The organism is Ideonella sp. A 288, from assembly GCF_002198735.1.
In the GTDB taxonomy this organism is placed as follows: domain Bacteria; phylum Pseudomonadota; class Gammaproteobacteria; order Burkholderiales; family Burkholderiaceae_C; genus Pseudaquabacterium.
Map to the genome: position 1 here is coordinate 18,020 of NZ_MWLO01000117.1, position 12,140 is coordinate 30,159.

The window sequence follows — 12,140 nt, forward strand, 5'->3', positions numbered from 1 at the left end:
ACCGCGACCGCTGGACGGCGTCATGTGAGCCGTGCGTCGCCCGGCCGACCTGCGACGTCAGACTTTGCAGGGTGGGCCGTGCGCCCGGCATCGAGACGCTCGGGCCGCTGCGCTGGCCTGTCGGCAAACAGTGGAACCCAGGGGCTCAAGCCGGCACGCGGCCCGTTCAGCCGTCAGGGGTTTTCGGCGGCCTTGCGGAGCCGGCCGTCGCGGCCGAGCAAGGGCCGCAGTTTGTCCAGCGACATCGGCCGTGCGAACCAGTAGCCCTGCGCGCTGTCGCAGCCGACCTGCAGCAGCACGTCCAGCTGCCCTTGGCGCTCGACACCTTCGGCCACGATGTTCAGGCCCAGGCCGTGGGCCATGGCACTGATGGCGCTGATGATGCTTTCGCTTTCGCGCGACACATCGACATCGGCGACGAAGGTCTTGTCGATCTTCAGGAACTCCACGGGCAGACGCCGCAGGGAGTTGAGCGACGAATAGCCGGTGCCGAAGTCATCGATGGCGGCGCTCACGCCGGCCTCGCGCAACCGGTTGAGCACCTGCGCCGCGTGGTCGATGTCGCTCATCACCATGCTCTCGGTCACTTCGACGATCAGGGCCGATCCGGGCAGGCCGCAGCGGTCGAGTTCACCGACGATGAAGTCGGCCAGCCCGGGGGCGGCGAGCTGCCGCCTGGACACATTCACGGCCACCCGTGCCTGCGGCCAGGTGTCGCTGCGCAGCTCGCGCGCCAGCTGCACGGCCTGGCGGACGACGAACTCGCCCAGTTCCACGATCAGGCCGGAGTCCTCGGCAATCGGGATGAATTGATCGGGCGCGATGGGGCCGCGTTCGGGGTGGTTCCAGCGCAGCAGCGCTTCCAGGCTGCGGACAAGGCCGCCGGCCAGATCAACCACCGGCTGCAGTTCGAGCGTGAATTCGCCGCGCTGCAGCCCCTGGGCGATCTGGGTCTTGACCTTGAGCTGGCGTGCGATGTCTTCGCCCAGGGCAGGCGAGTAGTACCGGCTGGTGTTGCGACCTGCCGACTTGGCCGCGTACATGGCCGTGTCGGCGTTCTTGATCAGCGTGTCGGGCTCGCTGCCGTCGTTCGGAAAGCGGGCGATGCCGATGCTGGCACCGATGCGCACGCTTTGCCCGCCGATGTCGAAGGGCAGGTTGATGGCCTGGATGATCTTCTCGCAGACGTGCAGCACGTCCGACTCGCTCGGGCTGCCGTGCATGATGACGGTGAACTCGTCGCCGCCGAGCCGGGCGAGCGAGTCGGCCTGCCGCACGCAAGCCTCGATGCGACGGGCGGCGATGCACAGCAACTGGTCGCCGGCGTCGTGCCCCAGGCTGTCGTTGACGATCTTGAACTCGTCGAGATCGATGAACAGCAGCGCCAGCGGGCCGATGTCGCGCCGCGCGCGCGCCATGGCCTGCTGCAGGCGGTCCTTGAACAGCACGCGGTTGGGCAGGTGTGTCAGGCTGTCGTAGAAGGCCAGCCGCTGCCAGCGTTCCTCGGCGTGCTTCAGCCGTGTGATGTCGGAGAAGTTGATCACGTAGTGACGCAGCGCGCCACTGTCGTCGGGAACGGCGCTGACGGTCAGCCACCTCGGAAAGGACTCGCCGCCCTTGCGCCGGCCGGTGCATTCGCCCTGCCAACTGCCCGTGCGTGCCACCTGGTCCCAGATGGCGTCGATGAAGCCGACCGGATGTTGGCCGGGCTCACCCAGGGCATGGACCGTGCCCAGCTGCTCCGCCTTGGTGAAGCCAGTGATCGCCGTGAAGGCCTGGTTGACGTCGACCACACGCCGGTCGTGGTCGGTCACCACGACCGCCTCGCCCGAGCTCTGAAGCACCCGGTGCGCCAGATGCAGGTCCTTGCGCAGCACGGCGCTCAGGCGGCGCAGTTCACCGTTCTTGCGCGCCAGTTCGCGCTCGGCGTTGACCAGGCGGTTGTTCAACTCGAGCATGTCGCGGAACATCTCGTGGGTGAAATGGCTGGACAGCTCGGTCTCGGCCCTTTTGCCCTTGCCGCGGCCTGCCTTGTGCTTGCTCAGCGCCCGCAGGCTGTTGATCTGCTCGCTGATGACGTGGCTCAGGCCGTCGTAGAGCCTGGACTCGTCGTGCGGCGTTGCGCTGGCCAGCAACAGGATGCGGTTGCCGACCACGGCGGCCTCGAAGTTCAGCGGGCGAGGGTTGCCGGCACCGGCCACGTTCAGTTCCCAGCCGAACGCGGCGCCGCGCTCCTTGACCTGCATGATCAGGCCCAGCGCCTTCTGCACCGACCCGGGGTCGAACAGGCAGGCCATGTGCGACTGGTCGGCCAGGGGGGCGCTGACTTCCAGGTCGTCCCACAAGACCTCGGTGACCAATCCGTCGTAGTTGCAGACCAGGGCCACACCGGAGTTGCTGGCAAAAGTCTCCGACACTCACGTTCTCCAACGATCGGCCAGTTCCAGTGCGGTGCCGGGATCGGGCGCCCAGCCGTCACAGCCCATCTGGCGCCACAGCGTCGGCTCGACGTTGAACGCAGCGCCACCCACGAGGATCTTCACTGCCGCGCAGGCCGGGGACGCACGCACCGCCGCGATGAGCGCACTGGCGTCGCTCAGGTTGGCTGCCAGCGTGACCGAGATCGCCAGCACCTGGGCTTCGGTCTCCACCAGCATGTCGACCACCGACTCGCGCGGCACGTCGGCGCCGAGGAAGGCCGTGTCCCAGCCCGCCATCTCGAACAGGTCGGCCACCATGCGGGCGCCGATCTCGTGCAGTTCGCCGGCCACACAGGCCGACACGATGCGTCCGATCGGCTTGCGGTCGTTGTCGAAGATGACCGGAAAGAGCTGCGCCATCACCATCTGTGCCACGGCAGTGCAGTAGTGCTCCTGCGCCACCGTCAGCCGGTTCTGGTGCCATAGCCGGCCCAACTCGCGCATGGCCGGGGTGATGACGCCGGTGTAGATCTCGGGCACCGGCACGCCGTCCCGGATGGCCTGCTGCACCAGGGCCGCAGCCTGCGATCGGCGCAGGTGCACACAGGCATCGAGGAAGGCCTCGCCGAGCGCTCGATGGGGGTTGTCATCGCTCCAGTAGGACGTGTCGGGGGCCGGTGCCGTGCGCATGGTGGCGCAGGCCGCTTCCATGTCGCTCAAGGCCTCGGCCACCCAGTCGCCGCGGCCGCTTTCGCGCAGCAGCTCGGCGATGGCGCGCAGGCAAGCCTCGAAGCGGTCAACGTCGCCATGGGCAGTCGCCAGCAACTGGTAGGTCCAGGCGACGTACTCGGTGAACAGCCTCGGCACCCTCAAGCGCACCGCCTCGCCCAGGAATGCCAGGTGCATTTCCAGGTCGAACACCATGGCCAGCCGCTCGTTGCCGCCGAACTCGAACCAGGCAGGATTCAACCGATGGCGCAGCAGCCGCGCAAGTTCGGCCTTGCGTCTCAGCAGTTCACCCTCGTCTTGTATGACCATCCAGGCTCCGGCGACGTTGCATTCACGGGCAATGTGGCGCTTTGCCCTGGGTCAGCCATCTGCCGACCACCGCAAGGCCTGCACAGCCTCGACGTCGATTGCTCCCTCTGTGGTGAATGCTGCACCAGCCATCCTGGGCCGTCCATGCCCCAACACAGGGGCTCTGCGGTGGACTCGGCAAGGTATTGATCTGGCTCAAGCAGTCAACCCGCTCGGCGCGGCCCGTCGCCCAGCGGCGATGATGGCTGCGAGGGCGGCGCGTTGCCCGCCAGCGCCCGTGCCAGCCGGGCCCCCACCTGGGCGTTGTGGCGCACCAGCGCGATGTTGGTGGCCAGGCTGCGCCCGCCGGTGAGCGCCACGATGCGGGCCAGCAGGTAGGGCGTGACGGCCTTGCCGACGATGCCCTGCGCCGCCGCCTCGGCCAGCGCCTGATCGGTGATGGCGTCGATGGCCTCGCGCGGCATCGCGGCTTCGGCGGGCACCGGGTTGGACAGCACCACGCCACCGGCCAGGCCCAGGTCCCACTTGGCGCGGATGAAGCGCGCCTGCGCCTCGGCCGTGTCCAGCCGGCAGTCGGCGCGGAAGCCGCTGTCGCGGGTGTAGAAGGCGGCGAAGTTGTCCTGGCCGCAGCCGATCACCGGCACGCCGTGGGTTTCGAGGTACTCGAGCGTGAGGCCGATGTCGAGGATCGACTTGGCGCCGGCGCACACCACTGCCACCGAGGTGCGGGCCAGTTCCTGCAGGTCGGCCGAGATGTCGAAGCTGGTCGGCGCGCCGCGGTGCACCCCGCCGATGCCGCCGGTGACGAAGACCTCGATGCCGGCCAGTGCCGCGCACACCATCGTGCCGGCCACGGTGGTGGCGCCCAGCGCGCCCGAGGCCAGCACCGCGGGCAGGTCGCGGCGGCTCACCTTGGCGGCGTCGCGGGCCTGGCCCAGGCGCTCGAGCTGTGCCTCGTCCAGGCCGATGCGGATGCGGCCGTCGATGACCGCGATGGTGGCCGGCACCGCGCCCTCGGCGCGGATCAGCGACTCGACCTCGCGGGCGGTGCGCACGTTGTCGGGCCAGGGCATGCCGTGGGCGATGATCGTGGATTCCAGCGCCACCACCGGCGTGCCGGCGGCGCGCGCGGCCAGCACTTCGTCGCTGAAGGCCAGCCAGCGGGCGGCGGTGTCGGGCATGGCCATCTCAGTTCAACCCTGTGTTCGAAGGGTGTGCCGGGGGCGTCATTTCAGGATCTCGAGCGCGCGGTCCATGCCGCCCTGCTCGATGGACAGCATGGCCTGTTCGCGCACCGCCGGCTTGCCGTGGTAGGCGATCGACAGGCCGGCCACCGACATCATCGGCAAGTCGTTGGCGCCGTCGCCCACGGCGATGGACTGGCTGGTGGGGATGCCCATCAGCTCGCACACCTCGAGCACCACGCGGCGCTTTTCGGCACCGTCGCAGATGTCGCCCCAGGGCCGGTCGAACAGCGTGCCGGTGAGCCGGCCGTTGAAGGTGCCCAGCGTGTTGGCGCGCGCGAAATCCAGCTGCAGCCGGTGGCGGATGCGCTCGCTGAAGAAGGTGAATCCGCCCGAGACCAGCAGCGTCTTCAGGCCCGCGCGGCGGCAGGCCTGCACGAAGGTCTCGACCCCGGGGTTGAGCTGCAGGCGCTCGTCGTACACCTTCTGCAGCGCGCTCTCGGGCACGCCGGCCAGCAGCGCCACGCGGCGGCGCAGGCTGTCCTTGTAGTCGGTGATCTCGCCGCGCATCGCGGCCTCGGTGATGGCGGCCACCTCGTCCTTGCGGCCTGCGGCCGCGGCGATCTCGTCGACGCACTCGATGTTGATCAGCGTCGAATCCATGTCGAAGGCGATGAGCCGATAGTCGCTCAGCTTCAGCGGCGGCTCGAGGCCGCGGATGAAGAGGCCGGGGGCGTGTTCGATGGCGCTCATCGTGTGGTGCGGATCCAGGTCGGGGTCAGGGGGGCGTGCACAGGCAGTGGGCCGTCGCGGTGAAGGGCTGGCGCCGCTCGATCACGTCGGACAGCCAGCCGAACTCGCGCCGCCAGCCGGGCCACAGCGCGTCGGCCGCCGCAGCCGACGGCGGCAGGCGGGCTGCGATCTGCTGCTCGACCACGGCCGCGGCCTGGCCGGCCAGCGTGTCGGCGCCCAGCAGGCGCAGCACGCGTTCCATCGGGCCAGGGTCGCGTTCGACGTAGACGATGCGCGGGTCGGGGTCGAGCTTGGCGCGCTTGGCGGCGGCGGCCAGTGCGTCGCCGTAGCTGCCGGTGCGGTCGACCAGGCCGCGCTCCAGCGCCTGGGTGCCGGTCCAGACGCGGCCCTGCGCCACCGCGTCGATCTTGTCGGGCGTGGTCTTGCGCGCCGCGGCGGCCTTGCCGATGAAGTCGGTGTAGATGCCACCGATGGCGCTTTGCACCAGGCCGGCGAAGCGCGGATCCAGCGGGCGCCGCGGGTCGTAGCCCTGGGCCAGCCAGGTGGTGGCATAGCCCCCGGTGTGCAGCGACAGCTTCTCCATCAGGCCCTCGCCGGTGGGCAGCATGCCGAAGACGCCGATCGACCCGGTGATGGTGGACGGGTCGGCGATCACCTCGTCGGCGGCCATCGCGATCCAGTAGCCGCCCGAGGCGGCCACGTCGCCCATCGACACCACCACCGGCTTGCCGGCGGCGCGGGTGAGTTCGAGTTCGCGGCGGATCAGCTCGGACGCGAAGGCGCTGCCGCCCGGTGAGTTCACGCGCAGCACCACGGTCTTGATGTCGTCGTCCTCGCGCGCCTTGCGCACCAGCGCCGCGGTGGAGCGGCCGCCGATGGCGCCTGCCGGCGCGTCGCCGTCCTCGATGTTGCCCTCGGCCACCACCACGCCGATGGCCGGGCCGCTGTGGCGCGGGCTCTGCCGATCCAGATAGCTGGCAAAGCGCACTTGCCGGAAGGACTTGCTGGTCTCGTCGCGGGCGCCGCGCTCGATGAGCATCGCGCGCAGTTCGTCGGGCGTCTTCAGCCCGTCGACCAGTTTTTCGGCCAGCGCCAGCTGGGCCACGTTGCCGCCCTTGGCAGCCAGCCGCTCGGGCAGGGCATCGATGCCCTTCATCAGGTGCCCGGCCGGCAGCTTGCGGGCCGCCTCGACGGCGCTGGTGTAGCTGGACCACAGCGCGTCGTACAGGAAGGCGTCGGACTCCAGCGTCTCCTTGGACGGTTCATTGGCGAAGTAGGGCTCGCCGAAGTTCTTGTACTTGCCGACACGGATGACGTTGGCCTTGACGCCGAGGCGGTCGAAGGCGTCGAGGTAGTAGTTGCGCATGCGGCCGAAGCCTTGGATGCCCACCATGCCCATCGGGTGCAGGTACACCTCGTCGGCGGCCGCGGCCACGTAGTACTGGGCCTGGCTGTAGTGCGTGGCCCAGGCCACCACCTTCTTGCCGCTGGCCTTCCTGAAGCGCTCGAGGGCCATCGTCGCCTCGCGCAGGTTGGCCAGCCCGGCACCGCCGAAGTCGTCGAGCATCAGCAGCACGCTGCCGATCTTGTCGTCGCGCGCGGCGGCGTCCAGCACGCCGAGCAGGTCGCGCAGCGCCACCTGGTCCGTGTCCTGGCCCTGCGCCTGGGCCAGTGCCTGCTGTCGGGGGCTGCCCGAGTACTGTTCGACCAGGGCGCCTCGCAGGTCGAGCACCAGCACGGTCTTGTCCTGCAGGCGCGGCGGGCCGCTGCGCAGCCAGCCCACCACCAGCGCCACGACGATCGCCAGGAACAGCAGGTTGAACACCAGGCGCCGGCTGCCGTCGACCAGCCACCACAGGCCGCCGAAGAAGCGTCGCAGGAATCCAGGTCGATCGTCGGGTATGGGCATGGCGTCTCAGGTGGTGGGGTTGGGCTGGCCCAGCGAGCGCAGCACGTCGCGAATGTACTGGGCGCGGTCCTTGGGGTCGGCCAGTTCGCGTTCCAGGCGCAGCTTGTCGTTGCCGGCCAGCTTGATCTGCCGGTTCTTCTGCACCAGGGCCACGATCTTCATCGCGTCGATCGGCGGGTTGGGGCGGAAGGTGATGCTCATCACCCGCGGGTTGGCGTCGATCTTCTGCACGCCGTAGGCGCGGGCCAGCACGCGCAGGCGGTGGGTGTCGAACAGGGTCTGGCCCTGGGCGGGCAGCTTGCCGAAGCGGTCGGTGATCTCTTCGAGCAGGATTTCCAGCTGTTCCGGCCGCTCGGCGGTGGCCAGGCGCTTGTACAGGTTCAGCCGCACCTGCACGTCGCCGCAGTAGCTGTCGGGCAGCAGCGCCGGCGCATGCAGGTTGATCTCGGTGGAGCCGCCGAAGATGCCGGTGGGGCTGAGCAGGTCGGGCTCGCGGCCGGCCTTCAGCGCGCGCACGGCCTCTGACAGCATGTCGTTGTAGAGCTGGAAGCCCACCTCCATCATGTTGCCGCTCTGGTTGTCGCCCAGCACCTCGCCGGCACCGCGGATCTCGAGGTCGTGCATCGCCAGGTAGAAGCCGGAACCCAGCTCTTCCATGCTCTGGATGGCGTCCAGCCGCATCTGCGCCGCCTTGGACAGCGTCTCGGTGTCGGGCACCAGCAGGTAGGCGTAGGCCTGGTGGTGGCTGCGGCCCACGCGGCCGCGCAACTGGTGCAGCTGCGCCAGGCCGAACTTGTCGGCGCGGGCGATGACGATGGTGTTGGCGCTGGGCACGTCGATGCCGGTCTCGATGATGGTCGAGCACAGCAGCACGTTGTGGCGCTGGGCGATGAAGTCGCGCATCACCCGTTCCAGCTCGCGCTCGGGCATCTGGCCGTGGGCGATGGCGATGCGCGCCTCGGGCAGCAGCTCGACCAGGCGGTCACGGCGCGCCGCGATGGTCTCCACCTCGTTGTGCAGGAAGTAGACCTGGCCGCCGCGCTTCAACTCGCGCAGCACCGCCTCGCGGATGACCGAGTTGCCCTCGTTGCGCACGAAGGTCTTGATGGCCAGGCGGCGTTGCGGGGCGGTGGCGATGACGCTGAGGTCGCGCAGGCCTTCCAGCGCCATGCCCAGCGTGCGCGGGATCGGCGTGGCCGTGAGCGTGAGCACGTCCACCTCGGCGCGCATGGCCTTGATGGCCTCCTTGTGGCGCACGCCGAAACGGTGCTCCTCGTCGATGACGAGCAGGCCCAGACGCTGGTACTTCACATCGGGCTGCAACAGCTTGTGCGTGCCGACGACGATGTCCACCGTGCCGGCGGCCAGGCCTTCGAGCGCCGCCTTCACTTCCTTGGGCGAGCGGAAGCGCGACATCTCGGCGATCTTCACCGGCCACTTGCCGAAGCGGTCGACGAGGGTCTGGTGGTGCTGCTCGGCCAGCAGCGTGGTGGGCGCCAGGATGGCCACCTGCTTGCCGCCCATCACCGCGACGAAGGCGGCGCGCAGGGCCACCTCGGTCTTGCCGAAGCCGACGTCGCCGCAAACCAGCCGGTCCATCGGCTGCGGGCTGATCATGTCCTGGATCACGGCGTGGATGGCCGCGCGCTGGTCGGGCGTCTCCTCGAAGCCGAAACTGGCCGCGAAGGCCTCGTAGTCGTGTGCCGAGAAGCGGTGCGCATGGCCTTCGCGCGCAGCGCGTCGGGCGTACAGGTTCAGCAGTTCGGCGGCGGTGTCGCGCACCTGCTCGGCGGCCTTGCGGCGGGCCTTCTCCCACTGGCCCGAGCCCAGCTTGTGCAGCGGCGCCTCGTCGGCGCTGACGCCGGTGTAGCGGCTGATCAGGTGCAACTGCGACACCGGCACGTACAGCGTGGCCTTGTCGGCGTACTCGAGGTGCAGGAACTCCGACGGGCCCTCGCCCAGGTCGATGTTGAGCAGCCCGTGGTAGCGGCCGATGCCGTGGTTGGCATGCACCACCGGGTCGCCGATCTTCAGCTCGGACAGGTCCTTGATCAGCGCGTCGACGCTGCTCACCTGCTCCTGCTTGCGGCGGCGGCGCGCCCCCGGTGCGCTGGCGAAGAGCTCGGTCTCGGTGATGAACTGGATGGCCCGCCCGGCACCCGGGGCCACGCCCGGGGCGCCTTCCGGCTCGTGCCAGAAGAAGCCGGAGGCCAGCGGCGCCGCGGTGATGGCGAACTTCTCGTCGCTGGCTTCGAACTCGGCCAGCGTGGCCACGCTGGGCGGCTCGATCTGGTGGTCGCGCAGCAGCTCGAGCAGGCTCTCGCGGCGGCCCTCGCTCTCGGCGACGATCAGCACCCGGTGCGGCGTGGCGTCGAGGTGCCTGCCCAGCGTGGCCAGCGGCTCGGTGGCGCCGCGGTCGGCCGCCACGTCGGGCAGCGGGCGCGCCCATTCCACCGGCTCATTGCCTCGCAGCGCCAGCGTCGCAAAGGTGTTGGCGTTGGCGAAGAATTCATCGCTGCGCTGGAAGATGTCCTCGGGCGCCAGCACCTTGCGCTCGGGGTCGGCGCTGACGAAGCGGTGGCGGTCGCGGGTGTCGGTCCAGAAGTGCTCGAGCGCGGCGTCCACCTCGCCGTGCAGCACCAGCGTGGCGTTGCGGCCGAAGTAGTCGAAGATCGTCGCGGTCTGCTCGAAGAACAGCGGCAGGTAGTACTCGATGCCGGCGGTGGCGATGCCCTGGGCGATGTCCTTGTAGATGCGGCTCTTGGTCGGGTCGCCGTCGAGCTTCTCGCGCCAGCGGGCGCGGAAGGTGGCGCGCGCCGCCTCGTCCATCGGGAACTCGCGGCCGGGCAGCAGGCGCACCTCGGGCACGGGGTACAGGCTGCGCTGGCTGTCGGGGTCGAAGGTGCGGATCGAATCGACCTCGTTGTCGAACAGGTCCACGCGGTAGGGCACCGGCGAGCCCATCGGGAACAGGTCGATCAGCCCGCCGCGCACCGCGTACTCGCCCGGCGAGACGACCTGGCTGACGTGGTTGTAGCCGGCCAGGGTGAGCTGGGCTTTCAGCGCGGCCTCGTCCAGCTTCGCCTTCTGCTTGAACTGGAAGGTGGTGCCGGCCAGGAAGCTGGGCGGCGCCAGCCGCGTCAGCGCAGTGGTGGCGGGCAGCAGCACCACGTCGGCCTCCCCCGTGTGGATGCGCCACAGCGTGGCCAGGCGCTCGGAGATCAGGTCCTGGTGCGGGCTGAAGCTGTCGTAGGGCAGCGTCTCCCAGTCGGGGAAGACCGTGGTCTTCAAGCCCGGGGCGAAGAAGGGCAGTTCGTCGGCCAGGCGCTGGGCGTCCGCCGGCTCGGCGGTGACGATGGCCAGCAACTGCTTCTGCCCCTGCCGCGCCTGCGCCAGGCGGGCCAGCAGCAGGGCATCGGCCGAGCCGATCGGGCGGGGCAGGGTGAAGCGCTTACCGGGTGCGATCGAGGGCAGTTGCATGGGCGCGGGACAAAAGCAAACCGCCCCGCCGCAAAGGCGGCGGGGCGTGCATCGCGACGAATTCTAGAATCGCGCCGATGAATGCGCTGGCCGATGCCGCACCACCCTCCGCGCCACCCTCCGCACCACCGCGTTGCTATGCGCTCGTGCCCTGCGCCGGGGTGGGGCTGCGTGCCGGCGTGGGCGGCCCCAAGCAGTACGCCGCGCTGGCCGGCCGGCCCATGGTGGTCCACACGCTGGAGGCGCTCGACCGCGTGCCGCGGCTGGCCGCCACGCTGGTGGTGCTGTCGGCCGACGACGCGCAGTTCGTGCAGGCCGTGCCGGGCTGGGCCGGCCCCCGGCAATGGCTGGCGCGCTGCGGCGGCGATACCCGGGCGCACACCGTGGCCAATGGCCTGGCCGAACTGCAGGCCCGCGGCGCCCACGCGCAGGACTGGGTGCTGGTGCACGACGCGGCCCGCTGCCTGCTGCGGCCCGAGTGGGTGGACCGGCTGATCGACGCCTGCCTGGACGACACGGTGGGCGGCCTGCTGGCGTTGCCGGTGGCCGACACCCTGAAGCAGGCCGACGGCGGCCGCGTCGCGGCCACCATCGACCGCGCGGGCAAGTGGGCGGCGCAGACGCCGCAGATGTTCCGCCTCGGCCTGCTGGGCCGCGCGCTGGCCGAGGCCGGTGGCGCGGTCACCGACGAATCCAGCGCCGTCGAGGCCCTGGGCCATGCGCCGCGGCTGGTGCCCGGCGAGGCCGAGAACTTCAAGCTCACCTACCCCGGTGACTTTGCCCTGGCAGAGCGGCTTCTCTTGAACAAGGCATGACGATGACCCCCTCGATGCGCATCGGTGAAGGCTGGGACATCCACGCGCTGGTCACCGGCCGGCCGCTGGTGCTGGGCGGTGTGACCATCCCGCACAGCCACGGCCTGCTCGGCCATTCCGATGCCGATGCGCTGCTGCACGCCATCACCGATGCGTTGCTGGGCGCGGCCGGCCTGGGCGACATCGGCCGCCATTTCCCCGACACCGATCCCGCCTTCGCCGGAGCCGATTCGATGAAGCTGCTGGCCGAGGCGGCCCGCCGGGTGCGCGTCGAAGGCTGGGCCATCGCGAACATCGATTCGACGATCGTGGCGCAGGCGCCGAAGATGGCGCCGCACATCCCGGCCATGCGCGAGCGCATCGCGGCGGCCCTGGGCATCACCCCGCAGGCGGTCAACGTCAAGGCCAAGACGGCCGAGACGATGGGCCCGGTGGGCGAGGGCCGTGCCATCGAGGCGCGGGCGGTGTGCCTGCTGGTGGTCGACCCGCCCGAGCGGTACTGAGTCCACCCAGGGCCACTCTAGGCCCCAGGCCGCCGGGC

The 12,140-nt window shown here is 70.1% G+C and carries 8 protein-coding genes; 2 read left to right on the top strand and 6 right to left on the bottom strand.

Annotated features, from left to right (window positions below):
• Window positions 1–173 precede the first annotated feature (173 nt).
• The 6 genes from EOINJALH_RS12305 to mfd form a co-directional block, all read right to left on the bottom strand.
• Window positions 174–2,417 carry a bifunctional diguanylate cyclase/phosphodiesterase gene (locus EOINJALH_RS12305; RefSeq protein ID WP_144289993.1) on the bottom strand — a complete coding sequence of 748 codons (2,244 nt, stop codon included), beginning with the start codon at window positions 2,415–2,417 and terminating at the stop codon, window positions 174–176.
• A complete protein-coding gene (locus EOINJALH_RS12310) occupies window positions 2,418–3,458 on the bottom strand; it encodes a B12-binding domain-containing protein (protein ID WP_088280656.1) in 1,041 nt (346 codons plus the stop codon).
• A gap of 203 nt (window positions 3,459–3,661) precedes the next feature.
• Window positions 3,662–4,639 carry a pseudouridine-5'-phosphate glycosidase gene (locus EOINJALH_RS12315; RefSeq protein WP_088280718.1) on the bottom strand — a complete coding sequence of 326 codons (978 nt, stop codon included), beginning with the start codon at window positions 4,637–4,639 and terminating at the stop codon, window positions 3,662–3,664.
• A 45-nt stretch (window positions 4,640–4,684) separates the two neighbouring features.
• Window positions 4,685–5,395 (bottom strand): phosphoserine phosphatase SerB, encoded by a 711-nt coding sequence (gene serB, locus EOINJALH_RS12320; protein ID WP_088280657.1) that lies wholly within the window; start codon window positions 5,393–5,395, stop codon window positions 4,685–4,687.
• Window positions 5,396–5,420: 25 nt separating this feature from the next.
• Entirely contained in the window at window positions 5,421–7,304 is a 1,884-nt protein-coding gene (gene sppA, locus EOINJALH_RS12325) for a signal peptide peptidase SppA (RefSeq protein WP_088280658.1), read from the bottom strand.
• A 6-nt stretch (window positions 7,305–7,310) separates the two neighbouring features.
• Window positions 7,311–10,784, bottom strand: a complete 3,474-nt coding sequence (mfd, locus tag EOINJALH_RS12330) for a transcription-repair coupling factor (protein WP_088280659.1) — start codon at window positions 10,782–10,784, stop codon at window positions 7,311–7,313.
• Window positions 10,785–10,861: 77 nt separating this feature from the next.
• Between mfd and ispD the strand changes: the two genes are divergently transcribed.
• Together ispD and ispF are read left to right on the top strand one after the other, a co-directional pair.
• Window positions 10,862–11,599: a 2-C-methyl-D-erythritol 4-phosphate cytidylyltransferase gene (gene ispD / locus EOINJALH_RS12335; RefSeq protein WP_088280660.1), complete on the top strand. Its 738-nt coding sequence runs from the start codon at window positions 10,862–10,864 to the stop codon at window positions 11,597–11,599.
• Between the two features lie 2 nt (window positions 11,600–11,601).
• Complete coding sequence (gene ispF / locus EOINJALH_RS12340; protein ID WP_404872759.1) at window positions 11,602–12,102, top strand: 2-C-methyl-D-erythritol 2,4-cyclodiphosphate synthase; 501 nt, start codon at window positions 11,602–11,604, stop codon at window positions 12,100–12,102.
• The last annotated feature ends 38 nt before the right edge of the window (window positions 12,103–12,140 follow it).

Excerpts from the sequence above, each read along its gene's own strand:
- EOINJALH_RS12310 (WP_088280656.1), bottom strand. The coding sequence starts at position 3,458 with ATGGTCATACAAGACGAGGGTGAACTGCTGAGACGCAAGGCCGAACTT.
- EOINJALH_RS12315 (WP_088280718.1), bottom strand. The coding sequence starts at position 4,639 with ATGCCCGACACCGCCGCCCGCTGGCTGGCCTTCAGCGACGAAGTGCTG.
- serB (WP_088280657.1), bottom strand. The coding sequence starts at position 5,395 with ATGAGCGCCATCGAACACGCCCCCGGCCTCTTCATCCGCGGCCTCGAG.
- sppA (WP_088280658.1), bottom strand. The coding sequence starts at position 7,304 with ATGCCCATACCCGACGATCGACCTGGATTCCTGCGACGCTTCTTCGGC.
- mfd (WP_088280659.1), bottom strand. The coding sequence starts at position 10,784 with ATGCAACTGCCCTCGATCGCACCCGGTAAGCGCTTCACCCTGCCCCGC.
- ispD (WP_088280660.1), top strand. The coding sequence starts at position 10,862 with ATGAATGCGCTGGCCGATGCCGCACCACCCTCCGCGCCACCCTCCGCA.
- ispF (WP_404872759.1), top strand. The coding sequence starts at position 11,602 with ATGACCCCCTCGATGCGCATCGGTGAAGGCTGGGACATCCACGCGCTG.